The sequence below is a fragment of the Chlorobium sp. KB01 genome (assembly GCF_001975465.1).
Classification (GTDB): Bacteria; Bacteroidota; Chlorobiia; order Chlorobiales; family Chlorobiaceae; genus Chlorobium.
The window spans coordinates 1-25,157 of record NZ_MPJE01000093.1; the positions used below are offsets into that span (position 1 = coordinate 1).

A 25,157-nucleotide genomic window follows, 5' to 3' on the forward strand; every position below is an offset into this window, starting at 1 on the left:
TTGGAGAGCGCCGCGAAAGACGTCCTAATGGCGATATTTACATCTATGAGCGGGTTACGGCCTATGACGAGAAGACCAGAAAGACCTATACAGTCAGTCAGAAGCTTCAGGGGAAAATCAAGGCAGGAACACAGGAGATGCTTCCTACACGGCCAAAAAAACGCAAAGGTGAGGACAAGATGGCCCGCGCGGTGCGCAGGCACAGTGGCCTCACGGATATTCTGGAGTGGGTTGGCAAAACCTCCGGCATTGACCATGATGTGCGATCTTCGTTCGGCGAAGGAGACGCCAACAAAATGCTCTCCATTGCGCGCTACTGGATCGGTTCCAGCGGAAACACCTTGCCTCGACTTGAGAGCTGGCAGGTCATGCATCCTCTTCCCTACAGCGAAGTAATCACTGAAGACGTTTACGGTGATCTGTTCAAAAGTGTCGGGCGTAACGAGGACGGCGTGCAGCGTTACTTTTCCTTCCGGGCGGATCGCCTTGGGCCGTCTCCGGTGCTTGCATTCGATTCGACCACGATATCGACCTACTCCGAGAACCAATCGGAAGCACGACAAGGGTTCAACAAGGACGGAGACGGACTGAACACCATCAAGCTGCTGACCTTGTATTCCGTCAAGGAACGCGAACCATTGGCTTTCGCCAAGCAGCCCGGCAATGTTCCTGACGTCATATCCATTGAGAACACCCTGAAGCAACTCAAGTGCCTTAACCTTGAGAGACCCTTGATTGTCACCGACAACGGTTACTACAGCGAAGAGAACATGATGAAATTCGCCTTGCGCAACATGAAATTCCTGACTCTGGCTGACCCCAGAGTCACCTGGATTCGCGAGACGGTTGATGCGCTTCGGCAGACACTGGCGAGCATGTCCAGCACGTGTCCGTTTGAACCATCGGTTTGTGGCGCTACGGCAATGAGAATGCACGAGTTCGGTCGAGTACGCAAGCGGTCGCGTAACGGCAAGCTGGGTGGAGAAGAAGATGCGTTCGTGCGCCGTCTTTATGTCCATGTCTTCTATTCTCACGACAACGACAGCAAGAAGGAAGTTGCCTTCCGCAAAGAGCTGCTTGAACTCAAGGCTCAAGTCGAAAACGGGGTGGAGGAGTTCACGCAATCTGCTCAACGGAAAATCGAGCGCTATCTGGTCTGCACGACAAAGGGGCGTGGCGGAGCATTGAAGGTCGGCTTCAACGATCAGGCTATTGCTGAAGCGAAGAGATACTTCGGCTATTTCTCGCTCGTCAGCAATCAGTCCATGGAGACTTTCACGGCACTGGAAAACTATCGACTGCGTGAAAAGATCGAGGAGCTTTTCGCCGTTGAAAAAGGAGACCTTGATGGCAGAAGGCCTCGCACATGGTATCCTGACAACTTGCGGGGAAGACAATTCGTGCAGTTTGTTTCACTGGGGTATCATTGCTTCCTGACGAAGAGAATCAAGGAAATGCGGGTAGAGCTTGGAAAAAACGCAAGAGGCAAAACCAAGGCGCTTGTCCTGCTCGAAAAAATGCTGGACAAGTGGCTTGAGCAACGCTCACTTGCTCAGATTCTGGATTGGTTCGACTGCGTAGAAACAACTCAGGTAAAGACGGCCATGGGCGCCTATCGCTGGTCTACCGAGTCGGTAGCCAGAGATCGGCTGTTTTTGGAATATCTGGGAGTGACCTCCTGATAGTGTGCGCTTTATCCTACTTTCAGGATAGTATGTTATCGTCTCAATTCCGAGACTTTGGGAATGATTACGGTACCAGTCAAGTAAGTCAAGTAGATAAGTATCATGCATCCGAAGCTCTTTGATGCTTTTTGTGCTTCGGGAAATACTTTGTAACGTATCAAAAAAAGATGCTAATTCCGCTCCCGCATGTGGCGTAGCAAGAAATACAACTGCTTTCGTCTGGCAAATCACCCCTTGCTTTAGAGATTCGTCTTTTTTGTCGTTGGCTTTTCGAAGTAACTGCTTTACCAGAAGCCCGCCCATGCTATGGCAGATAAATATTAGAGGATGCTGACCAAGTCCACTCAAAGTAAAACGGGTTAGCACCTCCCGGGCACGCTCTGTCAGTGCCATAGTGTGCCCGGGGTTCTTGGATCCCAAACAAAAAAGCCTCGAAAGTCCCCTGGATCTCGTTGGACTTGCATCGTAGTCCAATGACCATACTCCAATCTCTGGAAAATCCTTTCCCAGCCAGTGTGGCCATGAAGTTGAATCATCCTTGCCGTGGCGCCACGTCTTAAACGCATCACCACCCAAGCCATGGACGAAAACGACATCCGCCTTACGGTTGGCATTCTCACAACCAGATATTGGAATTAATTCGCTCATACCTCACTCCCCCATCGCTTCAATTATCCGCTCTCTTGCAAACTGGCTTAGGCGGGCGATGCCGAGGTTTCGGGCCAGCTCAACCGCGTCGCCTTTGGTTGCGAGCAGTTTATCAATTGCCCTGATCTCTTCCCGGCAGATGTATTCTACCTTGCGCATTTCATCATCGCGGTTTTTCCATCGGGCTGGGGCGTGACGTTCCTCAAACCTCTCTTTTGGCCAGAAGAAGAGCCCTACCTTTTCCCTGCTATGACATTGACGGCGTTTGGCGATGGTGAACACGCAGATCATGAATAGCCGACCCGGCACCCCTGTTCTCTATGCGCAAATCGCGAAGTAAAGCAAATGAACTCTGCTGGCTTGCGAAATTAATTTTGGCAGCAATGTCGCAGTGAATGACGACAGGAGCAATCTCCTGACAGGACATTTCATTTTCTGAAGGCATTGAAAAAAAATGTGTCTACAGATTGCAAAGGGACACCGACAGGGAAATGAAATTCAGCCCAACGGTCTTATTGTATGTTTTTTTATTTACGAAGATTACGCTTAATTTTCAAGCGATGAATACAATAGCATTCTCTCTCAGAGACAAAAATGACCGAGGTAACAAAAAACCATTCCACTCACTAAGTATTAAGGGTATTCATTGGAGTCAGTTCAGACCACTCACTTTCTGGAGAAGAAGAAAAGGACTTTTGAATGCCGAGCTGGTGCTCGGCGTTCCCGGAGGTTTGCCCGACAATCAGTCGCAGGATAAAAGAAGTGAGGGGAAACGAAAAAGGCGATTACAGATCTCTCCGTAATCGCCTCTGGTGTCGGGGTGGCGGGATTCGAACCCACGACCTCTGCGTCCCGAACGCAGCACTCTACCAACTGAGCCACACCCCGAAATATGTAATTTTACCGCGATTGAATCTCTATGGGTCATATTCCCCGCCTCTTGAGGCGTAAAGTATGATAGAGTTGTCTTCAAAATACCCCGCAGCAAGCAGCGGGGTTCTTTATTTTCGCGTTTTTTCCTTCCGTCCCCACCGACTGCGTCGGGGTCTACCAATATTGTCGCTCCTCCGGAGCTTAAATCCCTGTGCCCTTGGGCAGATTCGAACTGCCGACCAATAGTTTCGGAAACTACTACTCTATCCACTGAGCTACAAGGGCCTGAATCAAATCAGGATTCTGAAGATAATATTTTCTCCCTCTTTACAGAATCATTTTCTTGTTTCCTCCAAATTTTTGCCAGACAGTTCTAACCTTTCTTCAAACCAGCTGCGCTGATAATCCCTTCGGAGGCAAGGTTGGCGCTCATCACAGCCCCACCCATCGAGTCGTAGTAAAGCTGCTGCGAAAAGCCGCCTGCAAGAAAGAGGTTGCGGATCGGGGTTTTCTGGGTCGGGCGGAACTGCTCCATGTTGGGAGTGGGTGCATAGACCGATTGCGGAATCTTCACCACTGTAGACTTCATAATGGTCGCCCCTCCTGACGTTTCAGGATAGCAGTTTCTCACCGAGAGATCGACCTGACGGATAATCTCCTCTTTGGTCATTCCCATCATGTTTTTTGCCGGAGCAACACAGAATTCGAACCGGGTTTTACCGCTGAAAGGCTCCCCTCTCAGGGTTCGGTAGTCGGGCGTTGTTTGGGCAAGGTTTGCGTAGACCGGAATAACGCCGTCGGGTGAGAAGAGGACATTATCAACAGGGGTAATTTCGCGATCATACCAGATCTGGACAGAGATCACCGGAACCCCGGCAAGGTTGCCGAGACCGCTGAAAAAGCGCTCGTTTTTTTTCAGGCTCTCGGGCAGCACCTTCAGGAGGTTATGGATCGGCAGGGCACAAAGATAGTAGTCCGAAGTAAGGATTTCGCCGTTTTTGAGCTGAACACCCTTGATCTCCCCTCCCTCATAGAGCAGCTCCTCTACGGCTGTGTTCGGCTTGAAAACCGCCCCTTTTGACGCCGAGTACTCCATAAGCGGCTGATGGAGATACTCCTGCGGCGAGCCTTTCAGAAATCCCATTCGGGAAGCATCCGGCAGGCGGTAGAAGGTTTCGGTAACATCAAGGATGATCTTGGCTGATATCTCTTCGGGAGGAATGAATTTCAGGGCAAGCGCCATCGGGCGGAACATCTTTTCCATAAGACGGTTGCCGAATTTCTTCGCGGTTGCCCACTCGGCAAAGGTCAGGTGATCCTGCGTCGGCGCATATTTGTCACGCTGCAGGGCAAGCGGAATGAGCGATCTGGAAAAAGCGGCCATCTCGGAGAATGAAAAGTAGCCGTTCTTCACAATGGCAGGCAGCAGATGCAGCGGACTCGGAAGATCCCAGGTGTTGAAGGTAAAACGCTCGCCACCGTTGAGCGTATAGGTGAGCTGATGCTCCTTCCACAGGACTGCGTGATTGGTTTTTATCTCTTTTAGGAGATCATAGAGCACATCATAGGCGCCAAAAAAACAGTGGGTGCCTGATTCAATCCAGTCTCCCTCCTCATCTTTCCAGGCTGATACCTTGCCGCCGAAAATACCCCTTTTTTCAAGAACCCTGACCTGAAACCCCTTGTCTGTCAACCGCTTGGCGGCAGTAAGACCGGCAAGGCCCCCGCCAAGAATCAGTACCGACTTTTTTTCTGAACTCATGTATTCACCAATTGATACGAAAGTTTGGCGTCTCTCTCTCTTTACTCGAAACCTGGTTACTGCGTTGGTCCCCTGCCTGTCGGAAGTCCGGTCTCTCTGCGGGCTTCTCAAAACAGATGACAGAGGGACCCTTTGCAATACTACATAGTCGATCGCCCTTCCATTGCCCGTGAAAGCGTCGCTTCATCAACAAACTCAAGCTCTGCGCCAACCGGTATTCCCCGTGCAATTTTGGTCACCTGCACACCGAGCGGTTTGAGCAGTTTGCTCAGATAGAGTGATGTTGTTTCCCCTTCAATGGTAGGATTCAGAGCCAGAACAACCTCTTTGACCTCCAGGCTCTCCTGACCCGAAAACCGGACAAGCAGCTCGCGAACCTTGATATCGTCCGGCCCTATACCGTCAAGCGGTGAAATAACACCATGGAGCACATGATAGAGTCCTTTATAGAATCCCGTTTTTTCAAAAGCGAGCATATCAACCGGAGATTCAACAACGCAGATAACCGAACGGTCGCGTGCCCTGCTGCTGCATACAGCACAGGGATCACTCTCCTTGTCGGTAACATTCTGGCAGACTGAACAGCGGATAACCTTGTCTTTTACATCAAGCAGTGCGGATGCAAGTTTTTCCGCCTCGGCTCTCGGCTCATGCAGAACATACATGGCAAGACGCTGGGCGGTTTTGCGTCCGACACCCGGCAATTTGGCAAACTCTTCAATCAGGGCTTCTATAGCCGCCGAAGTGTAGCGCATGCGGTGTTATTTACCGAGATTCATGTTTTTCAGGAGGTCAGCCGGATTGATCATCCCGCCGGTCGCCCTGCTGATCTCCTCCTGGGCCAGCCTTGCGGATTCGTCAAGCCCGCTGTTCACGGCTGCGAGCACCAGATCCTGAACCATCTCGGCATCATCCATAATGTCAGGATCAATTGTCAGTGAGAGCAGTTTCTGTTTGCCGCTCACCGAGACCCTGACCATGCCGCCACCCGCCTCGCCATGGGCAACAATCTTTTCAAGCTGCTTCTGCACATCCTGCATCTTTTCGCCAGCCTGCTGGATCTGCTTCATCATGTCGCCAAAATTCGGCATTGCCATCTTCTTTTTCTCCTGTGCGTTATAGAAATTTCATTGCGGGCGGTCTCTCACCGCCAGGTGGAGATTACATTTTTCTCCACCCCCCGCCTCTCTGTGTCGGGGGCTACCAATATCACGCTCCTCCTGAGCCCAGGGAAATCAGCACTTTCTGCGCAATGCCAGATAGATTTTTTCAAGAATATCAGCAGTCGTAAGCTTGTATTTTTCAAGAAGTTCATCGGCTTTTCCCGATTCACCGAACTGATCCTCCACGCCAACCATCTCAATCGGTACAGGTATATTGCGGGCGCAGACATTGGCTACGGCATCACCAAGACCGTTGTAGATCTGATGCTCTTCAGCCGTAACAATTGCTCCGGTATCGTTGGCTGCACGAACAATGGCAAGCGTGTCAATCGGCTTGATGGTATGCATGTTGATAACCCTGACGCCAACACCCTCCTTTTCAAGAATAAGTGCCGCTTCGAGCGCTTTCCATACCATGATGCCGCAGGCAATAACGGTAACATCCTTGCCGGAGTGAAGTTCAATGGACTTGCCGATTTCAAAACCATCCTCGTCAAGAGAAAAATCAGGAACATTCGGACGCCCGAAGCGCAGATAAACCGGACCCTCATGCTTGATAATGGCATGGGTCGCCCGGACAGTTTCACTGTAATCACAGGGAACAACCACGGTCATTCTCGGAAGACCGCGCATAAGACCGATATCCTCAAGGATCTGGTGGGTGGCGCCATCCTCACCGAGGGTGAGCCCGGCATGGGATGCACAGATCTTGACATTGAGATTTGAGTAACAGAGCGACTGGCGGATCTGATCGTAGACCCGTCCGGTGGCAAAGACGGCAAAACTGGCCGCGACCGGAATTTTTCCGGTTGTAGCGAGTCCTGCTGCCATGGAAACCATGTTGGCTTCGGCTATACCTGTCTGGATAAAACGATCGGGAAATGCATCACGAAACAAATTCATGTTCAGTGATCCGGTAAGATCAGCGCAAAGTGCCACGACATCACTGTTTTCCCTGCCGGCCTGCAGGAGAGCATCTCCAAACCCGGTGCGGGTAGCCTTGTTGCCGCGCGAAACATATTGCACTGCCGCGGTCCCGATGTTATTTTCTTCCATTACTTCAAGAATAACTTAAATTAAAAAAAGCAGTTCCGCCCGGCCATGGCACATAAAGAATTCCGGACTCAATGATAAAAGTTGAATATAAGCATACTGAAATCGCGGCGAAAAAAAAATTAGGTCAAAACTTTTTAACCGACCGCAATATCACAAGAAAAATTGTTGCCGCCTCCGGTGCCACTGCTGATGACAATATTCTGGAGATCGGTCCGGGGTTCGGCGCCCTGACCAGGGAGATCATAGCGATCTGCCCGACGTTTACGGTAGTTGAAAAAGATCCGAAGCTGGCTGCATTTATCAGAAGTGAATACCCCGGACTCAAGGTGCTTGAAGCCGATTTTCTGGATACCGACCTTGAGCTGCTTGCCGGAGAAAAGCCGCTCAGGGTTCTCGGCAACATCCCCTACTCGATTACAACCCCTATTCTCTTCAAGCTTCTGGAACACCGCCCGAGCTTCATTTCAGCAACCCTCATGATGCAGCATGAGGTCGCCATGCGAATTGTTGCCCGTCCATCCACCAAAGATTATGGCATTCTTGCGGTGCAGATGCAGGCATTCTGCGATGTCAGCTATCTCTTCAAGGTAGGCCGGAAGGTCTTTCGCCCGCAACCGGGAGTGGATAGTGCCGTCATCAGCATGAAGCCGAAACAGGAGAGCCCTGTTGAAGAGAGTGAAGGGTTCCGCCGGTTTGTCCGCACCGCGTTTCATCAGCGTCGCAAAACCCTGCTGAACAATCTCAAAGAGTCCTACAATCTTGATGCCGTCGAGAGCTCTACCCTTAAACTTCGGGCAGAAGCGCTCACCATCGAAGAGTTTTTCACCCTGTTCAGGCAGTTGAAGCCCCTTGATTGAGCCGCGGCCTTCAGTGTTGAAAATCCGGCAGCTGGCGGATGGAACAATTGTTCATTGCTCTGAAGTGTATTTTTTGTTAACATTGAGTTTTACAAAATTGCCGTGCAAAAAAACAGCCGAGCGAAAATCAATGCCACTCCGCTTCAACACCACCCTTTCCGCTGTTCTTGCTGATCCGTCCTCCCTTATTTTATTAACACTTTTTTTTTAACAAGGGATCACTCGTATGCTGCACTCATTCAATACCGTTTATCAAAAATCCATTCAGGAGCCGGAAATCTTCTGGGGCGAAGCCGCAGAAAAGCTTCACTGGTACAAAAAATGGAACAAGGTGCTCGACGATACCAATCCTCCTTTTTATCGCTGGTTTTCGGGCGGCATTACCAATACCTGCTACAATGCACTTGACCGGCACGTTGATGAAGGCAGAGGAAACCAGACCGCAATTATCTACGACAGTCCGGTTACCGGTACTAAAACAAGGTACTCCTTCCGCGAATTTCGCGATATCGTAGCACTCTTTGCCGGCGCCCTGCAATCAAGAGGTGTGCGCAAGGGTGACCGTGTTATCATCTACATGCCCATGATCCCGGAAGCTGTGGTTGCCATGCTTGCCTGTGCAAGAATCGGCGCCATCCACTCCGTGGTGTTCGGCGGATTCGCATCCCACGAACTTGCAATCAGAATTGATGACTGCAAACCAAAGGTGATCATTTCAGCATCATGCGGTATCGAACATAACAAGATCATTGACTACAAACGGCTGCTCGACTTTGCAATCGAGCTCGCCCACTTCAAGCCTGAAATCTGTATCATCAAACAGCGCGATCAGTTAAAGGCTGAACTGAATGAAGAGCGCGACCTCACCTGGAACCAGTCCCTTCTCGGAGCCGAACCTGCACAGTGCGTACCCGTTGAATCTTCCGATCCCCTCTATATTCTCTATACCTCAGGAACCACCGGCCAGCCGAAGGGCATTGTTCGCGATCACGGCGGCCATATGGTTGCCCTGCAGTGGTCAATGAAAAATGTCTATAACGTAGAACCCGGCGAAGTGTTCTGGGCGGCAAGTGATGTGGGATGGGTTGTCGGTCACTCCTATATTGTCTACGCTCCCCTCCTTCAGGGTTGCACCTCACTCATCTTTGAAGGCAAACCGGTCGGCACTCCCGATCCCGGCACCTTCTGGCGAATCATCAGTGAACACAACGTTTCGGTGCTCTTTACCGCCCCGACAGCATTCCGGGCTATCAAAAAGGAGGATCCGAACGGTCACTACATCAAGAACTACGATCTTTCAAACTTCCGGGCCCTCTTTCTTGCCGGAGAACGGGCTGATCCCGATACCGTCAAATGGGCTGAAAAGATGCTCCAGGTTCCGGTTATTGACCACTGGTGGCAGACCGAGACCGGCTGGGCCATTGCCGCCAATTGCCAGGGAATTGAACCCGGCCCGATAAAGTACGGCTCGGCTTCAAGAGCGGTACCCGGCTACAACGTTCAGGTTGTCAACGCCGATCTTGAACAGCTTCAGCCCAATCAGATGGGTGATATCGTCATCAAGCTCCCGCTTCCTCCCGGCACCATGCTGACGCTCTGGAAAGCGGACAACCGGTTTGTGGAAACCTATATGAAGGAGTTCCCCGGCTTCTATCAGACCAGCGATGCCGGATTTATTGATGAAGACGGCTACATTCACATCATGTCGCGCACGGATGATGTCATCAATGTTGCCGGCCACAGGCTCTCTACCGGTGCCATTGAAGGGGCTCTGTGCGAGCATCCGGATGTGGCGGAGAGTGCGGTTATCGGTGTTCATGACGATCTGAAAGGACAGGTGCCGCTCGGCTTCCTGGTACTGAAACTCAATGTCGATACTCCGCACAACCAGATCATCAAGCATGTTATTGAATATGTGAGGGAGAATATCGGACCTGTTGCCTCGTTCAAGAGTGCCATTATCGTCAACCGGCTCCCGAAAACCCGCTCCGGCAAGATTCTTCGCAGCACCATGCGCAAAATTGCCAACAGCGAGGAGTACACCATGCCGGCAACCATTGACGATCCGGTAATTCTTGATGAGATCCGTGAGGGTTTGCAGACAATAGGTTATGCCGTAAACAGCAAGTCAATCACAAAGGACGAATGATAAAAAAGATCGATCACATTGCCATCGCCGTTCAGAATCTTGAGGTCTCACTCGAAACGTTCCTGAACGTTCTCGGGTGTGACCCGAAGAGTGTCACCATTGAGGAGGTACCCTCCGAAAACGTCAGGGTGGCATTTATACCTGTCGGCGAAAGTAAAATCGAGCTGCTCGAACCCATGAACAGCGAAGGCGCCATTGCCAAATTTCTGCTGAAAAACGGTGACGGGCTGCACCATATTGCACTTGCAACCGATGATATCGTCAGGGAGAGCGAACGACTTAAAACCGTTAATATTACTCCGCTTTCGGAACCGAAAGAGGGTGCCGGTGGGAAAAAAATCCTCTTTCTGCATCCAAAGGAGACAAATCGTGTTCTGCTTGAATTTGCCGAGAAAGGTCACTAAATAATTGCGATAAAGCCGATAGTACCCTGTGAAACATTTTTATCTGCCTTTCGAGAAAAAAGAGGGATTCAACTACTCCCACGAGAGTATTGAACAACTGACAGAATACGAAAAGTATCAACTCTCCTTCCACCCCGAGCGCCCCAAGCACCTTGATTATCTGACTGTATTTGATGAAGCTGAAGAGTGTCTGCAGAACGATCTCCACGGCAGCTGCATTATCCAGACACACCGGGCGGTTCTGCGCAATGGCCAGAATGCATGGTGGCCGGTGATGCTTATCGGCCAGCAGTCCGGGCCGACATCCGATTTTGCGCAGATGCTCCGGCTCATGAAAAATCCGGAAGAGATCGCCAAATGGAACCAGGGAATGCCAACTCCGGCTGCATTTGAAAAGGCTATTCAGGCTATCGCGCTTGCTGAACAGGAGAACCGCATCATTATTACCGTTATTGATACTGCCGGTGCCGATCCAACCGAACAGTCCGAAGCCGGAGGGATAGCATGGAAAATCGGACGCTGCATGCAGGCACTCGGTGAAGCAAAAGTCCCGACGCTCTCGGTTATCATAAACCGGGGATGCAGCGGTGGCGCTATTGCGCTGACCGGATGCGATGCTGTCCTGGCCATGGAGTACTCAACCTATATGGTCATCTCACCCGAGGCCTGCTCATCCATTCTCTTTCGCACAAGGGAGAAGGCCGGTTTTGCTGCCGAGATATCGCGGATAACAGCAAAAGATGCCCTGCAAAACGGCATTATTGATGACATCATCATCGAGCATGAAGGACCGGCACACCACTTCCCGAAATCAGCCCTGCAGTCATTCAAGGGTGCCATGACGAAGTGGGTCGAAAAGCTCAGTCTGACTCCCGCCTCCGAGATCTTTGCAAAAAGAATGGAGAGATGGGAAAACATCGGAAAGTGGGATACCATTTCCGAAGAGGAGATCCTCGCTTTTGAAAAGCCGGTATCATTCTTCATCCAGAAACCCGAAAGAATTCTGTTTGTTGCACGCCACAAACATTGCAGGGACTCCACCGGCAGAACAATTCTCGACCCCGTACTCTATTCGAAACTCTTTGCCGATAATTTTGTCTGCGAAACCTGCGGCCACCGCTATGTGCGCCTTACCGCGCATGACTATATCGATCTTGTGCTTGACGAAGGCTCTTTCACGGAGCATCCCGAGACCCGCTACATTGTCGACAAGGATATTCTGGACTTTCCTGACTATCGCAAAAAAATCACGGAGGCACAGCAGAAAACCGGAGCGGCATCATCGCTCATTACCGGCAATGCATCCATTCAGGGCGAACCGGTTGTCTTTTGCGCAACCAACTTCAACTTTCTCGGCGGCTCGTTCTGTATGTCTACCGCAGAGAAAGTCTGGAGGGCGAGCAAGATAGCCATTGCACGGGGTGTGCCGCTGGTCATTCAGGCTACAGGAGGCGGAGCAAGAATGCATGAAGGGTGCTCTTCGATGGTTGGTCTTCCCAAACTCCATGTTGCCATCTCAAGCGTTGAAAAAGCCGGACTGCCGGTTATTACCATTATTACCGACCCGACGCTTGGAGGGGTTGCCATCGGCATTGGATCAAGGGGCATCAAACTCTTTGAACATAATGCCGGAAATATCGGATTTTCCGGTAAACGGGTGATCGAACAGTATACCGGTCAACCGACCACCAAAGCGTTCCAGACAACCTGGTGGCTTCAGCAGAAAGGATTTGTTGAAAAAACAGCACTGCCGGGCAATATGAAGTACAAGATATCGGAGATCATACAGAGTGCGAGAGCGCTCTGAAGGGATCGGAACAAAGCCTGTTTTTTAAAAGGGTACTCTATTATGGGTGCCTGTAATGAATATTTTTACTACCAGTTATGACACAATCCCGGTCTGATTCACTCTTTCACGAGTTTCCGGCAATCAGCCGGGAAACCTGGAAAAAGAGGGTTGTTGCGGATCTCGGTGATAAACCTTTTGAGAGTATAGTCTGGCATACGCCTGACGGGTTTGATCTTGAGCCCTGGTATGCTCATGATGAAGAGGCAAAGCGCGTTGCGGTACCGGCAACAAAATCCGCAAACAGCTGGATAAACTGCCATAAAGTTACCGTTCTCGACCCGAAAAGCGCCAATACCGACGCATTGAAATCGCTCTCCCAGGACGCTTCAGCACTTGAGTTCTGCATATCCGACAGGGCACACTGCTCACCGCAACATCTCACTACCCTCTTTGCCGGTATTGACACCTCTGCCATCGCAATCTATTTTTCGGGAAACCTTCCTCCCGCTGCTGAACTCCTTGAAACCCTGCTTGCGCTCTCCTCTTTCGAGGCAACAACCGGCGGGTTTCTTGCGCCACTCCCTCTGGCTTCAAAAGAGCTGGACAGCAAACTCTTTGAGCTGGCCGATGCACTCCCGCAATTCACGCTCTTCTGTGTCGATACAACCGGCTATCATGAGGCGGGATCAACAGCGGCACAGGAGATAGCGCTTGCGCTCGGAGGCACAAGCGACCTCCTTCACCGCTTTGTTGAAGCCGGAATTCCTGCAGAACGGATTGCTTCGGCCATTGAACTTATCTTTCCTGTCGGTTCAAGCCATTTTACGGAACTGGCAAAACCGAGGGCAGTGCGCGCTCTGCTTCCCTTCATCCTCAACGCATACGGTGCAACCGGTTCAGTTCAGCCCCGACTCTTTGCCAGAACATCCGAACGAAACCGCTCACTGCTCGACCCCTATACCAATCTGCTCCGGCAGACAACCGAATCGATTTCAGCAATTCTCGGAGGCTACGACACCCTTCAGATTGCCCCTTTTGACAACGGGTTATCGGTCAGAGAGGATATCGCATCCCGGATCACCGGCAACATACACCTTGTGCTCAAGGAGGAGGCATGGCTTGACCGTGTTGTTGATCCGGCATCGGGATCAAATTACCTTGAAGCCCTGACGGCAAAACTGGCAGAATCCGGATGGTCAATCTTTAAATCCTTTGAAGCTGCCGGAGGTCTTGACGCTAACTGGAGATGCGGTATCGTCGGAAGCCTGATTGCCGCCTCATCTTCAGAGCGGGAGCGCGCTGTCCGCAAACGAAAAAAAACACTTATCGGCGTCAACCGCTACCCCTGGCCCCTTACGGCGGAGCAGGAGGAGAACAGCGCAGCCATTATGAACGCAGCAGAAGCATTGCCTGCCAGTAATGAGACGGCGGCGTTTGAACGGTTGCGACTGAAAACACTTTCCGGCAAACAGCATGGCGGTAAAATCCCCTCAGTCGTTATCTGGATGGTCGGCGATCCGGCCATAAGCTTCCGGCAGGCTGCATTCTGCGAAGATTTCTTCAAATGCGGAGGTTTCGACATTGCCGCAGTCTCGGCGTTGCCGATAGAAAACTCCTCGTACGACACAGTTCTGCAACACAAGCCGGACATTATTGTACTCTGCATTGCCCAGAAAGATCCGGTACCTTCAGCTCTTGGTATCGCGACTGCTCTGGCCAATCGTCATTCCGGCATTACCATCATGGCCGGAAAACCCCCGGCTGAGCATGAAAGCCTCCTCGGTGCCGGAATTGACAGCTTTATCTATACCGGCGTTGATGTTCTTGAGATGCTGAAATCCTTCCAACGTAAAACCGGAGTGCAATGAGACCGGACTTTTCAGAGATTGATATTTTTTCCTCCGCACTCATCGCTTCAGGGAACGACATCCCTGCTCCGACGACCTGCTGGACAACCGCTGAAGGTATTGAGATACAATCACGCTACGGCAGTACCGACAGGGAGCAAATCGACCACCTCGACTTCGCTCCCGGTTTTGCCCCCTACCCCGGCGGACCCTATACCACAATGTACACGACCAGACCGTGGACAATACGCCAGTATGCCGGGTTTTCAACGGCCGAAGAGTCCAACCACTTCTACCGTCAAAACCTCGCTGCCGGTCAGAAAGGACTCTCTGTAGCCTTCGACCTCCCCACACATCGCGGTTACGACTCCGATCACGAACGGGTAATCGGGGATGTCGGCAAGGCCGGTGTTGCCGTTGACTCGGTTGAGGACATGAAGATCCTCTTCGACCGCATCCCCCTCGGCGACATCTCCGTATCCATGACCATGAACGGAGCGGTGCTTCCGGTCATGGCCTTTTATATTGTTGCTGCCGAAGAGCAGGGTGTAACCGCCGACCGGCTCAGCGGTACAATCCAGAACGATATTCTCAAGGAGTTCATGGTTCGCAACACCTATATCTACCCGCCTGAACCCTCCATGAAAATCATTGCCGACATCTTCCGCTACACCAGTAGCCGCATGCCGAAATTCAACTCTATCAGCATTTCGGGCTACCACATGCAGGAGGCCGGAGCCACGGCTGATCTTGAACTGGCCTTCACCCTTGCCGACGGGCTTGAATATATCCGGGCCGGACTGAAAGCCGGACTTGACATTGACGCCTTTGCCCCTCGCCTCTCCTTTTTCTGGGCGACGGGCATGAACTATTTTATGGAGATCGCCAAATTGAGGGCGGCACGGATGCTCTGGGCTAAAATCGTCAAACAGTTCAATCCGAAAAGCCCGAAATCCCTGATGCTCCGCTCTCATTGTCAGACCTCCGGATGGAGCCTGACCGAACAGGATCCGTTCAACAACATCACACGGACCTGCCTGGAAGCCCTTGCTGCATCGCTCGGCCACACCCAGTCGCTGCATACCAATGCTCTCGATGAAGCCATAGCTCTGCCAACCCCTTTTTCTGCCCGGATTGCTCGTAATACCCAGCTCTATTTGCAGGAGGAGACCGATATAACCCGCAGCATCGACCCCTGGGCAGGCTCCTCGTATGTTGAATATCTGACCAGAGAGCTTGCCGAAAAAGCCTGGAAGATCATCAGCGACATCGAGGCCGCAGGAGGCATGGTCAAGGCAATCGAAAAAGGAATTCCGAAGCTCCAGATCGAAGAGGCGGCAACCCGCAAGCAGGCAAGAATCGACAGCGGCAAGGATGTGATTGTCGGGGTCAACGGCTACAGAACCAGCAGCAAAACCGATATCGAACTGCTCGAAGTTGACAACACCCTTGTGCTGAAGCAGCAGATCAAACGCCTTGAAACCATCAAGCGTGAACGCGACAGCGAAGCATGCGCACAGGCTCTCAGGGCTATCGAAGCGTGCGCCGCCTCCGGAGAGGGAAATCTGCTGGAGCTTGCCGTTGAAGCTGCACGAAAAAGAGCTACATTGGGAGAGATCTCCTCAGCCTGTGAAAAGAGTTTCGGACGATACCGTTCGACCATCAGGCTCAACAGCAATGTCTATATGTCGCAGATGCACGATAACCCGCTATTCAGGGAGGCACAGGGGCTTGCCGACCGGTTTGCTGCACTTGAAGGCCGCAGACCCAGAATCATGGTCTCGAAAGTCGGACAGGACGGACATGACCGGGGAGCAAAAGTTATCGCGGCGGGATTTGCCGATATCGGTTTTGATGTCGATATCAGCCCCCTCTTCCAGACCCCTGAGGAGGTTGTGCAGCAGGCACTTGACAATGACGTCCACATTATCGGCATATCAAGCCTTGCTGCCGGTCACAAAACACTTATACCGAAAATTATCGAGCTGCTTGGCGCCCATGACCGGGCAGATATTCTCGTTATTGCCGGAGGCATCATACCTGAAAAAGACCATGTTTTTCTCTATGATAAAGGGGTTGCCGGAATATTCGGGCCAGGAACAGTCATAGCGGATGCTGCGGTAAAAACCCTGAATCTGCTTATTGCAAGGTTTGAATAATGAGTCGCGACCTGCATCATAAAGAGCGGATCCCCCGCCACGATCCTGATGTGGAAACCGTCGTTTCGGGCATCATGAGCGGCAACCGTCAGATGCTGAGCCGTGCCATCACCCTTATCGAATCCCAGAAGCCGGAGCATGAAGCGAGAGCCCATGAGATTCTCGACCGCTGTCTTGAAAAGAAAACCGCATCGCTGCGCATCGGAATAACCGGTTCACCCGGAGCCGGAAAAAGCACCTTTATTGAGGCTTTTGGTGAAGCGATACTCAACAGCGGCCTCACGCTTGCGGTGCTGGCCATCGACCCGAGCAGCCGTCAGTCAAAAGGGAGCATTCTCGGCGACAAGGCCCGCATGGAAAGACTCTCCGGCCGGAAGGAGGCATTCATCCGTCCGACAGCATCCTCCGGATATCTCGGGGGGACCTCCCCGAAAACCCATGAGACCATTCTGCTCTGCGAAGCCGCAGGATATGATGTTATTCTGGTCGAAACGGTCGGTGTAGGTCAATCGGAAGTTTTGATCGACTCCATGGTCGATTTCATCCTCCTTTTGATGCTGCCGGGCTCAGGAGATGAACTGCAAGGGATCAAACGCGGTATCATGGAGATCGCGGACAGCGTTGTCATAACCAAAGCGGATGGAGATCAGGCTGCAATTGCCGCACTCTCAAAGGCTGAATTCGAGGCCGCACTCATGATGCTGCCCAAAAAGCACCCCTTCTGGCATCGACATGTCTACCTCACCTCCGCCCTGCACAATACAGGTATCAACGAAGTCTGGCAGAACATTCTGGAATTTTTCACCCAAATGCGGGAAGAGGCTCGCCTTGAAGAGAGGCGAAGCCAGCAACTGAAACAACTGCTCTACACCGTGCTTGAAGAGCGGCTGAAAAAAGAGTTCTTCAGCAATCCGGGAGTCATCCAGGCAAAAGCGATCATCGAACAGCAGGTGGTTGAAGCCCGTCTCAGCCCGTTCAGCGGCGCCAAATCCCTTATGGAAACCTTTCGCAAATAGCGGAGAGTACGATCCCCGGCTGAACTACGGAACGAAGACCAGGCGAAAGCCGACATTGGGGTTGCGGGCTAAAGCCGCACCTCCGATGCGATACGCTGACCGGCAGTGCTCTTCAAAGTCAAACCAGCTCGCACCGCGAAGAACACGGCGCGAACCGTCCTCCGGACCATCAGGGTTGGTAACGGTGCCTGCGGCTTTACACTGCTCATAAAAAGCAGGGTCAAACCAGTCACTGCACCACTCCCAGACATTGCCGTGCATGTTGTACAAGCCCCATGCATTGGGAGCAAAACTGTTCACCGCTACGGTATTCTCCCGGTATGCACCCTTCGGTTTACTACCGGAAGGGTTTTGACCATTATAGTTAGCCCTCTCTGTCGTCAGGTTTTGACCGGTATTGAAGGGGGTTGTGGTTCCTGCCCGACAGGCGTACTCCCGCTCTGCTTCGGTTGGCAGGCGGAACTTCCTTCCGGTATGTTGCGAGATCCAGTTGCAATAGGCGACGGCATCGTTCCAGCTCACAAACACCACGGGATGGTTATCTTCAGACTTTGGCCGCAGAGTGCCTGAAACTGCGTGGCGCCAGTGCTTTTGATCGTTGGCTTTTTCAGCATCAGTCAGGTAGCCTGTGGCTTTGACAAATTTCCTGAACTCGGCAAATGTTACCGGATATCTGCTCATATAAAAATCACTCAACCGCACCTGATGCTGGGTTTCATTGGTCTGTCTGTTCGCTTCACCCAGAGGACTTCCCATCGTAAATTCACCGCCAGGTAGTAAAACGAAGTTTTCGGGGACCGCAATCCCGCTTACGGCGAATGCTGTTGTAGCGAACACGATCACTCCGGCAAGGGTGAGTGTCCCGATGAGCGCAACCACTCTCCCCTCTCGCCAGCTCCTTGCGAGGAGAGCGGTCAGCAGCCTGCGCATCGTGCCGGTAAACGACGCTGAAGAACGCTTCTCACTCATGGCTTCAGGATTCAACGGCAGCGCAATGCTCCGCATGGGATTGGCTTTGTTCATGGCAAGTCTCTCGTTGCTGATTAGAAAAACTGATCGTCTCTTTTTAGGCTGTACCAAAAGAGGCAGAGCGCAGGCATACAACCGCGATGTAATGCAATGACTACTCGATAAACTCCTTCTCTTCGGTTTTGACAATCAGCACCGGACAATTGGCCTTCCGGACAACAGTTTCGGCAACACTGCCCATGATCAGACGGCTCAACCCTTTTTTTCCATGAGAGCCCATGATCACAAGATTGGCATTGCATTCGTCAATTTTATCGAGTATCACATCCGCAGGATTGCCAATCTCCACACCGCAGGATGCCTTGAATCCCCCGTGAATCAACTCCTGCATGATAACCTCAAGATCCTCCATTGAGGCTTTTTCAAGATCAGCTTCAAGCGGCACATAATTAAGCGAAATGTCAACGGCCATAGGTCTCGGCTCCACCACATTCAACAGGTAGAGAGATGCTTCCATACTCCGGGAAAACTCCTTCGCATACTGCACAGCCTTGCGGGAGGCATCTGAAAAATCGACCGGACACAGAATGGTAGTAATCTTGAACATAATCGATTGCGTTTATGTTGACTGGGGTGGTGATGACTGCCTGTTTTCAAAGAATGGTTTAAACAGATCCATTGGGATGGGAAATAGGGTAGTTGAATTATTCTCTGCCGCAATATCCTTGAGTGTCTGGAGATAACGAAGCTGCAGGGCAGCCGGAGAGGCGGAAATAATCGTTGCCGCATCGGCAAGCCGTTGTGCGGCCTGATACTCCCCTTCCGCGTTGATAATAGCTGAGCGGCGTTCGCGTTCAGCCTCGGCCTGTTTAGCCATTGCCCGCCGCATCCCCTCGGGCAGATCGATCTCCTTCACCTCCACCTTGCTGACCTTGACTCCCCATGGCTCGGTATCCTTGTCCAGAATAGCCTGGATACGGTCATTGATCTCATCACGCTCTGCAAGCAGATTATCAAGTTCGCCCTGCCCGCAGACACTGCGCAGCGTGGTCTGCGCCAGCTGTGAGGTAGCAAAATGGAAGTCCGCGACATCGACAATCGCCTTGATGGCATCAAGCACACGGAAGTAGACAACCGCACTCACCTTGACGGAGACGTTATCACGGGTGATGATATCCTGCGGTGGCACATCAAGCGTCACGGTACGAAGATCAACCTTGACCATTTTGTCTATAGCCGGAATAAGGATGATCAGCCCCGGACCTTTCGCGCCGATGATCCTTCCGAGCCGGAAAACGACTCCCCGTTCATACTCCCGAAGAATTTTGACCGATGAGGCCAAAAAGAAACCCACGAGAACAAGAACCGTCAACAGGTTGAATGTCAGCATAATCTCAACTCCTTGTCAAATTGAGAAGAGTTCAAAAGCTCAAATCAGCAGAGGGAGGTTATAGCCCTCACAGCTCTTCCCCTGCAGAAACAATATAGTACAGTGAACACGGTTTACCGGTATTTTGTTCTTTTGACGCATCAAAACAAAGAGCCAACTGAACCGGATAATCAGGTTCCGGTATCGTCCGTTTAATTCAGGGCCGGTATCGTACGGATAACGGTCTGCCGCTGCTTGATCTTCAGATCAGCAAGATCCGAAACAATGCCGGCCGACTCATTGAGCAGGACATCCCTGCTCACCCCTTTGGTGGAATCCTGATCCAGAACCCACTGCTTCTCGATCTTTTTTATGGTTTCAATTTCCGATTTGAAAGCCGAATCCTGAAGCGAAACCACCTTCTTTTTCTGGATCTGGTTGAGGGTTCTCAGATCCTGCAGATAGGACTGGTAGAGCGTATTGCGCGATGATCGCTCCAGCTCCTTTTGGCGGAGCACTCCTATCTCCTCCGGGGTAATTTCGGCGGTTGAGCGGTAAAATGATCGCGAGACCGTGCTCCAGGGCAGACTGCTGGAGTAGGTATCCTCACCAATGGTCGCGGTATCGATCATCGATGGCATGAAGATATCGGGCACAACCCCCCTGTGCTGGGTGCTGCCGCCTGAAATCCGGTAAAACTTTGCTATCGTCAGTTTTATCTGACCCAGTTCCGGTTTCTTTATGAAAAACGAAAATGGTCTTGCCAGTTTGATGATGCTTTGAACCGTTCCCTTTCCGAATGTCCGCTCACCAATAACCACTCCCCTCCCGTAATCCTGAATTGCCGCAGCAAAAATCTCTGAAGCTGAAGCGCTGTAACGGTTTACCAGAACGGCGAGCGGGCCGTTATAGAGTACCCGGCGATCTTCATCCCTGAGCACCATTTTACCGCCGGTTGAGTTGCTGATCTGCACAACCGGCCCTGTCGGGATAAAGAGTCCGGTTACATTGACCGCCTCTTCAAGGGATCCGCCGCCATCGTCACGAAGATCAATAACAATACCATCAACACGCTCACTGTTCAGCTCATTGAGAATGCGCGACACATCACGGCTGGTGCTGTTATAGTTACCGGTATTCTGCTGCTGACCTTCAAAATCGAGGTAAAATGAAGGGATGGTAATAACGCCGATCTTCTGGCCGTTTTGATGAATAATACGTTTCCGGGCCGCCTGCTCCTCAAGATCGACCTTGTCGCGCACCAGTGCTATGATTTTTGCCGGTCCGCGTCCGCCCTGACTGGCCGGAAGAATTTTAAGGCGCACAACGGTCCCTTTTTTCCCGCGAATCAGTTTTACCACATCATTGATTCGCCATGCGGTAACATCAACAATGTCGTAAGCTCTTCCCTGACCGACACCGATAATCTTGTCCCCTTTTTTAAGGAGGTTGCTTCTGAAGGCCGGACCGCCGGGAATAACCTCGTTGATGACCGTATACTCGCTTTCAGTCTGAAGCTTCGCACCGATCCCCTCAAGAGAGCGGCTCATGTCAATCTGAAAATTGGCATACTCATCCTGCGAAAAGTAGCTGGTATGGGGATCAAAGGAGGTTGTAACCGCATTCATGTATGCCTGAAAAGCGTCATCCGGTTTCTGGCGATTCAGAAGGTTAAGGCGGCTTGCAAAGCTTTTTGAGAGTGCAGCACGAACCGTCGTATTGGTTTCACCTGAATATTTCAGATTGAGCCACTGATATTTAAGTTCCTGCTTCCAAAGAGCGGTAAGCTGCCGTCTGTCGGCCGGCCATGGATCTGCCTTGCGGTCAAGGTCAAAGTTTTCGGGAACTGAAAAGTTGAAATGGGTGGTGTCGGCGGCCGTTTTCATAAACCGCATCTTCTCTTTTGCCCGCTTCAGAAAAAAGTTATAGATGCCAAAGCCTGCGGTTGGTTTTCCGGCCAGAAATTCATCATCAATCCGGGTGCCGTATATCCTGCGGAGACTGGCAACCTCACTGGCCACAAAATAGCTCTTGCTGCCGTCAAGATTGTCGATATAGCGGTTGAATATCTGCAGGGAAAGGGAGTCATTGACCGCGACCTTCCTGTAGTGGTTCTGAAGAAGGTACTGACTGATGTATTTGCCTGCATCCTCCTGGGCTTCGGTCGGCTTGAGCACATTGATGGAGGGTCCGGCGGCTGAAGCCGTCCCGAAAATTCCTGCCGACAATGGTGAAGAAAAACCACAGGTAACAGTAAAGAGAAGCAGACTTTTTCTAAACATTTTCCGGTTTGATGATCAAAAGGTTGTGCTGCGACAGTTATACGATTCTTGAAAGGAGAGACAAAAATATTATATTGATCCGCAATTGCGTAATGGTGTCGGGAAATTTAAACTCGACAAAAAAAATCCGTCCTAAAATACTAATAATGGGAGAGCTTTCAATGCAAAAGAAAAAGATCAGTTATAAAGAACTTGGCCTTGTCAACAGTCGCGAACTATTTCAAAAAGCTGTTACAGGCGGTTACGCTATTCCTGCCTATAATTTCAACAATCTTGAACAGATGCAGGCTATTGTCATGGCATGCGTGGAAACTGCCTCACCGGTTATTCTGCAGGTTTCAAAAGGCGCCAGAAGCTATGCCAATGAAACACTTCTCCGCTACCTTGCACAGGGTGCTGTAGCCTATGCTGAAGAACTCGGAACACCTGTTCCCATTGTCCTTCACCTTGATCACGGCGACAGCTTTGAACTCTGCAAAGACTGTATCGACTCGGGATTCTCCTCCGTCATGATTGATGGTTCTCATCTCCCTTATGAAGAGAACATCGAACTGACCAAAAAAGTTGTGGCATATGCACACGAACATGATGTTACGGTTGAGGGTGAGCTTGGTGTGCTTGCCGGAATCGAAGATGAGGTCTCGGCTGCTCATCACACCTATACCCAGCCGGAAGAGGTTGAGGACTTTGTAGCCAAAACCGGTGTTGACAGCCTTGCCATCTCCATCGGCACCTCACACGGCGCATTCAAGTTCAAACCGGGTGAAGATCCTAAAATCCGCCTCGACATTCTCAGTGAAATCGAGCGCCGCATTCCCGGATTCCCTATCGTCCTGCACGGATCCTCATCTGTTCCGCAGGATCTGGTCAAAACCATCAACGAGCATGGTGGAAAGCTGAAAGATGCAATCGGCATCAGTGAAGATCAGCTTCGTCTTGCGGCAAAATCCGCCGTCTGCAAAATCAATATCGATTCTGACGGCCGCCTTGCCATGACCGCCGCTATCCGCAAGGTGCTTGATGAAAAACCCGAAGAGTTCGACCCAAGAAAGTACCTCGGCCCTGCCAGAGACTCTCTCAAGAAACTCTATATCCACAAGATCATCAACGTGCTCGGCTCCAACGGCAAAGCCTGAGACGAAAAATTCAGCTATTGAATTGAAAAAGGGCGGCCTTCACAGGCTGCCCTTTTTGCGTCCGGTCAACGGTCAAGATGAGGATTTCGAGCACCACCCGACAAAGCAATCAAGTCGCGGAAAGGCTCTGCTATAAATCGTCGTGAGCGGTTCGAAGGCAAGGCGGACGGAGCGCAGAAACCGGAATGTACACGAGAGTACATGAGGATTTCGAGCACCGCCCAACGACGCAATCGAATCGCGCAATAGATTTATAGCAGAGCCTTATGGCATCCCGAGAAACCTGATGGCGGTATAGGCAAGCAGTCCGCTGCCGGTCTTCAGGGCAAGCTCTTCGGGATTGAAGGTCGGAGAGTGCAGGGTGTTCCCTTTTACCTGTTCCGGGGTTCCGGTTCCGATCTGCCAGAAGGTTCCGGGGCAGGCCTGAAGATAGTAGGCAAAATCCTCCGCCGTCATGAGCGGCTCGCTCTCAATGACGTTCTTTTTTCCAAGATACTCTCCGCAGAGCGTCATGGCACGGGTCGTAACTGCAGGATCGTTGAAGAGCACCGGATAGCCATTGCGGATCTCCAGCTCGGCTGTTACTCCGAGCGCTTCCGCGGTGTGCATGACGGTCTGGCGTAGTCGAAGGTGAAGCAGGGCCCGAATCTCCTCGTTCATGGTCCTCATGGTGCCCGACATGGTCACCTGACTGGGAATGACATTGGTGGCATTGCCTCCGTGAATCGATGCGATGGAGACCACCGCAGGCTCATGCGGGGGAACCACCCGGCTGACAAGATGCTGAACTGCGGTAATGATATGAGCCGCAGCAAGAATAGGGTCTGCCGACTTGTGCGGCGCGGAGGCATGACCTCCCTGCCCGGTAACGGTAAAGTAGAGCTCATCGGCTGCGGCCATGAAACTCCCCTTGCACATGGCGACCTTGCCGGTTTGAACGTTCGGAAAACAGTGCTGTCCAAAAACAGCCGAAGGGTTGAATCGCCTAAAAAGGCCGGCATCAAGCAGCGGCTTTGCCCCGCCCGGCGCTTTCTCCTCGGCAGGCTGAAAAACCAGCAGCACGTCACCCTCAAGCTCCTCCTTCATCTCCACAAGAATCCTCGCGGCGCCGAGCAGCATCGCCGTGTGCATATCATGACCGCAGGCATGCATTTTCCCCTTCTCCATGGAGCAGAAGCCATGCTCATTCGATTCCGAGAGCGGCAGGGCATCAATGTCAGCCCTCAGGGCTACAAGCTTCCCGTTTGCAGCCTTCTTCCCTCCTCGAATTACAGCAACTACTCCGGTTTCAAGCAAAGGAGGCTCCGGTGTAATGCCGAATCCGATCAGCGTTTCCGAAATCAGTACCGTCGTTCTCACCTCTTCATAGGCGAGCTCGGGATGACGATGGATCTCGCGACGCAGTTCAACGACTTCCGGAAAGATCTCGTTGGCACGCTGCTGTATCCTTTCAGCAATCACGGTTGAGCGATCTGCATTCATAAAAAGTAATTAACGGTTTAAGGCAGCACCATTGGCACTACAAGCGGTAGATAGTATACCAAGGTACAAATATCAGCGCAAAAGGGAAACAACAGGCTTTATCTCCGGTGTCGGTTCAGAGGATCACCAATGCAAGGATCGCGATTGATCCAACCCCTGCCAGCACAGGGCCGGCACCTGAACCCCCGGAGTTATCGATATAGGTATCCGCTGTAGTAAAATCATAACTTTGAAGACCGTCCGGAGAGTTCCCCTCACGATCCGTTATCGATCCGGTATCAAAGGTGACGAAATAGTGTGTGCTGAATGCAAATGAGAGGTCAGGTTTTATCGTCAGCCGACTCTCCGAGATGGTGAGATTGGTGCTTGTCGAAACATCATAGGAAGGTTCAAGCAAGCTTCCGGTTGCTGAACCAAGGTGAATGGCAACAGTGCCACTGCCCTTTTGTATCAAGGGCACCTCTATTTATTGTCGTGAGAAGCCCGAGGACAAGGCGGATGGAGCACAGAA

20 protein-coding genes, 2 tRNA genes and 1 pseudogene are annotated in these 25,157 nt (G+C 51.6%); 9 read left to right on the forward strand and 14 right to left on the reverse strand.

What is annotated here, in order from left to right; all coding sequences use genetic code 11:
- Positions 1 to 1,682 (forward strand): transposase (locus BOO20_RS09855; RefSeq protein ID WP_083694636.1); only part of this gene is annotated, 1,682 nt, incomplete at its 5' end.
- A 174-nt stretch (positions 1,683 to 1,856) separates the two neighbouring features.
- On the opposite strand, the pseudogene BOO20_RS13390 reads toward BOO20_RS09855, so the two are convergent.
- The 8 genes and pseudogenes from BOO20_RS13390 to BOO20_RS09900 form a co-directional block, all read right to left on the reverse strand.
- Positions 1,857 to 2,333, reverse strand: a pseudogene (locus BOO20_RS13390) (esterase/lipase family protein); the annotation flags it as partial.
- A 3-nt stretch (positions 2,334 to 2,336) separates the two neighbouring features.
- Positions 2,337 to 2,624, reverse strand: coding sequence for a hypothetical protein (locus BOO20_RS09865; RefSeq protein WP_076792407.1), 288 nt, complete (start codon positions 2,622 to 2,624; stop codon positions 2,337 to 2,339).
- Positions 2,625 to 3,148: 524 nt separating this feature from the next.
- Positions 3,149 to 3,221 (reverse strand) — tRNA-Pro (locus tag BOO20_RS09875).
- A gap of 197 nt (positions 3,222 to 3,418) precedes the next feature.
- Positions 3,419 to 3,491 (reverse strand) — tRNA-Arg (locus tag BOO20_RS09880).
- A gap of 88 nt (positions 3,492 to 3,579) precedes the next feature.
- The gene (locus BOO20_RS09885; protein WP_076792410.1) at positions 3,580 to 4,968 is read right to left on the reverse strand and encodes an FAD-dependent oxidoreductase; all 1,389 of its coding nucleotides are present in this window, start codon (positions 4,966 to 4,968) and stop codon (positions 3,580 to 3,582) included.
- A 140-nt stretch (positions 4,969 to 5,108) separates the two neighbouring features.
- Positions 5,109 to 5,723 carry a recombination mediator RecR gene (recR, locus tag BOO20_RS09890; RefSeq protein WP_076792412.1) on the reverse strand — a complete coding sequence of 205 codons (615 nt, stop codon included), beginning with the start codon at positions 5,721 to 5,723 and terminating at the stop codon, positions 5,109 to 5,111.
- A 6-nt stretch (positions 5,724 to 5,729) separates the two neighbouring features.
- Complete coding sequence (locus BOO20_RS09895; RefSeq protein WP_006367254.1) at positions 5,730 to 6,065, reverse strand: YbaB/EbfC family nucleoid-associated protein; 336 nt, start codon at positions 6,063 to 6,065, stop codon at positions 5,730 to 5,732.
- Between the two features lie 138 nt (positions 6,066 to 6,203).
- Positions 6,204 to 7,187 carry a transketolase family protein gene (locus tag BOO20_RS09900; protein WP_076792414.1) on the reverse strand — a complete coding sequence of 328 codons (984 nt, stop codon included), beginning with the start codon at positions 7,185 to 7,187 and terminating at the stop codon, positions 6,204 to 6,206.
- A gap of 71 nt (positions 7,188 to 7,258) precedes the next feature.
- Between BOO20_RS09900 and rsmA the strand changes: the two genes are divergently transcribed.
- The 7 genes from rsmA to meaB all read left to right on the forward strand — a co-directional run bounded on the left by rsmA (position 7,259) and on the right by meaB (position 17,408).
- On the forward strand, positions 7,259 to 8,044 hold the full coding sequence (gene rsmA, locus BOO20_RS09905; RefSeq protein ID WP_076792415.1) for a 16S rRNA (adenine(1518)-N(6)/adenine(1519)-N(6))-dimethyltransferase RsmA: 786 nt from the start codon (positions 7,259 to 7,261) through the stop codon (positions 8,042 to 8,044).
- 226 nt (positions 8,045 to 8,270) lie between these two features.
- On the forward strand, positions 8,271 to 10,193 hold the full coding sequence (locus BOO20_RS09910) for a propionyl-CoA synthetase (RefSeq protein ID WP_006367257.1): 1,923 nt from the start codon (positions 8,271 to 8,273) through the stop codon (positions 10,191 to 10,193).
- Positions 10,190 to 10,597, forward strand: coding sequence for a methylmalonyl-CoA epimerase (gene mce, locus BOO20_RS09915; RefSeq protein WP_006367258.1), 408 nt, complete (start codon positions 10,190 to 10,192; stop codon positions 10,595 to 10,597). Before BOO20_RS09910 ends, mce begins: the two co-directional genes overlap by 4 nt.
- Before the next feature lie 28 nt (positions 10,598 to 10,625).
- The gene (locus tag BOO20_RS09920) at positions 10,626 to 12,404 is read left to right on the forward strand and encodes a carboxyl transferase domain-containing protein (protein ID WP_076792417.1); all 1,779 of its coding nucleotides are present in this window, start codon (positions 10,626 to 10,628) and stop codon (positions 12,402 to 12,404) included.
- A 77-nt stretch (positions 12,405 to 12,481) separates the two neighbouring features.
- Entirely contained in the window at positions 12,482 to 14,254 is a 1,773-nt protein-coding gene (locus BOO20_RS09925; RefSeq protein ID WP_076792418.1) for a methylmalonyl-CoA mutase subunit beta, read from the forward strand.
- A complete protein-coding gene (scpA, locus tag BOO20_RS09930; protein ID WP_076792420.1) occupies positions 14,251 to 16,392 on the forward strand; it encodes a methylmalonyl-CoA mutase in 2,142 nt (713 codons plus the stop codon). The genes BOO20_RS09925 and scpA overlap by 4 nt, the downstream gene beginning before the upstream one ends.
- A complete protein-coding gene (meaB, locus tag BOO20_RS09935; protein ID WP_076792421.1) occupies positions 16,392 to 17,408 on the forward strand; it encodes a methylmalonyl Co-A mutase-associated GTPase MeaB in 1,017 nt (338 codons plus the stop codon). Before scpA ends, meaB begins: the two co-directional genes overlap by 1 nt.
- A 24-nt stretch (positions 17,409 to 17,432) precedes the next feature.
- On the opposite strand, the gene BOO20_RS09940 is transcribed toward meaB, so the two are convergent.
- The 4 genes from BOO20_RS09940 to BOO20_RS09955 all read right to left on the reverse strand — a co-directional run bounded on the left by BOO20_RS09940 (position 17,433) and on the right by BOO20_RS09955 (position 22,028).
- Positions 17,433 to 18,431: a formylglycine-generating enzyme family protein gene (locus BOO20_RS09940; protein WP_076792423.1), complete on the reverse strand. Its 999-nt coding sequence runs from the start codon at positions 18,429 to 18,431 to the stop codon at positions 17,433 to 17,435.
- Positions 18,432 to 18,531: 100 nt separating this feature from the next.
- Entirely contained in the window at positions 18,532 to 18,984 is a 453-nt protein-coding gene (locus BOO20_RS09945; RefSeq protein WP_076792424.1) for a universal stress protein, read from the reverse strand.
- 12 nt (positions 18,985 to 18,996) lie between these two features.
- Positions 18,997 to 19,767, reverse strand: coding sequence for a slipin family protein (locus tag BOO20_RS09950; protein WP_076792426.1), 771 nt, complete (start codon positions 19,765 to 19,767; stop codon positions 18,997 to 18,999).
- A gap of 191 nt (positions 19,768 to 19,958) precedes the next feature.
- The gene (locus BOO20_RS09955; protein WP_076792427.1) at positions 19,959 to 22,028 is read right to left on the reverse strand and encodes a carboxy terminal-processing peptidase; all 2,070 of its coding nucleotides are present in this window, start codon (positions 22,026 to 22,028) and stop codon (positions 19,959 to 19,961) included.
- A gap of 161 nt (positions 22,029 to 22,189) precedes the next feature.
- Here BOO20_RS09955 and BOO20_RS09960 point away from each other — a divergent pair, with 161 nt between their 5' ends.
- Positions 22,190 to 23,164 (forward strand): class II fructose-bisphosphate aldolase, encoded by a 975-nt coding sequence (locus BOO20_RS09960; RefSeq protein ID WP_006367267.1) that lies wholly within the window; start codon positions 22,190 to 22,192, stop codon positions 23,162 to 23,164.
- A 264-nt stretch (positions 23,165 to 23,428) separates the two neighbouring features.
- Here BOO20_RS09960 and BOO20_RS09965 read toward each other — a convergent pair whose 3' ends face one another.
- Together BOO20_RS09965 and BOO20_RS09970 are read right to left on the reverse strand one after the other, a co-directional pair.
- Positions 23,429 to 24,646, reverse strand: coding sequence for a M20 family metallopeptidase (locus tag BOO20_RS09965; protein ID WP_076792429.1), 1,218 nt, complete (start codon positions 24,644 to 24,646; stop codon positions 23,429 to 23,431).
- 115 nt (positions 24,647 to 24,761) lie between these two features.
- A complete protein-coding gene (locus tag BOO20_RS09970; protein ID WP_233120948.1) occupies positions 24,762 to 25,100 on the reverse strand; it encodes an Ig-like domain-containing protein in 339 nt (112 codons plus the stop codon).
- Between the last annotated feature and the right edge of the window lie 57 nt (positions 25,101 to 25,157).

What these genes read in the sequence shown, in the direction of transcription:
- BOO20_RS09950 (WP_076792426.1), bottom strand. Translation starts at nt 19,767, where the DNA reads ATGCTGACATTCAACCTGTTGACGGTTCTTGTTCTCGTGGGTTTCTTT.
- BOO20_RS09885 (WP_076792410.1), bottom strand. Translation starts at nt 4,968, where the DNA reads ATGAGTTCAGAAAAAAAGTCGGTACTGATTCTTGGCGGGGGCCTTGCC.
- recR (WP_076792412.1), bottom strand. Translation starts at nt 5,723, where the DNA reads ATGCGCTACACTTCGGCGGCTATAGAAGCCCTGATTGAAGAGTTTGCC.
- BOO20_RS09925 (WP_076792418.1), top strand. Translation starts at nt 12,482, where the DNA reads ATGACACAATCCCGGTCTGATTCACTCTTTCACGAGTTTCCGGCAATC.
- BOO20_RS09955 (WP_076792427.1), bottom strand. Translation starts at nt 22,028, where the DNA reads ATGTTTAGAAAAAGTCTGCTTCTCTTTACTGTTACCTGTGGTTTTTCT.
- BOO20_RS09960 (WP_006367267.1), top strand. Translation starts at nt 22,190, where the DNA reads ATGCAAAAGAAAAAGATCAGTTATAAAGAACTTGGCCTTGTCAACAGT.
- BOO20_RS09895 (WP_006367254.1), bottom strand. Translation starts at nt 6,065, where the DNA reads ATGGCAATGCCGAATTTTGGCGACATGATGAAGCAGATCCAGCAGGCT.
- BOO20_RS09910 (WP_006367257.1), top strand. Translation starts at nt 8,271, where the DNA reads ATGCTGCACTCATTCAATACCGTTTATCAAAAATCCATTCAGGAGCCG.
- rsmA (WP_076792415.1), top strand. Translation starts at nt 7,259, where the DNA reads ATGATAAAAGTTGAATATAAGCATACTGAAATCGCGGCGAAAAAAAAA.
- BOO20_RS09965 (WP_076792429.1), bottom strand. Translation starts at nt 24,646, where the DNA reads ATGAATGCAGATCGCTCAACCGTGATTGCTGAAAGGATACAGCAGCGT.
- BOO20_RS09900 (WP_076792414.1), bottom strand. Translation starts at nt 7,187, where the DNA reads ATGGAAGAAAATAACATCGGGACCGCGGCAGTGCAATATGTTTCGCGC.
- mce (WP_006367258.1), top strand. Translation starts at nt 10,190, where the DNA reads ATGATAAAAAAGATCGATCACATTGCCATCGCCGTTCAGAATCTTGAG.
- BOO20_RS09940 (WP_076792423.1), bottom strand. Translation starts at nt 18,431, where the DNA reads ATGAACAAAGCCAATCCCATGCGGAGCATTGCGCTGCCGTTGAATCCT.
- meaB (WP_076792421.1), top strand. Translation starts at nt 16,392, where the DNA reads ATGAGTCGCGACCTGCATCATAAAGAGCGGATCCCCCGCCACGATCCT.
- BOO20_RS09865 (WP_076792407.1), bottom strand. Translation starts at nt 2,624, where the DNA reads ATGATCTGCGTGTTCACCATCGCCAAACGCCGTCAATGTCATAGCAGG.
- scpA (WP_076792420.1), top strand. Translation starts at nt 14,251, where the DNA reads ATGAGACCGGACTTTTCAGAGATTGATATTTTTTCCTCCGCACTCATC.
- BOO20_RS09945 (WP_076792424.1), bottom strand. Translation starts at nt 18,984, where the DNA reads ATGTTCAAGATTACTACCATTCTGTGTCCGGTCGATTTTTCAGATGCC.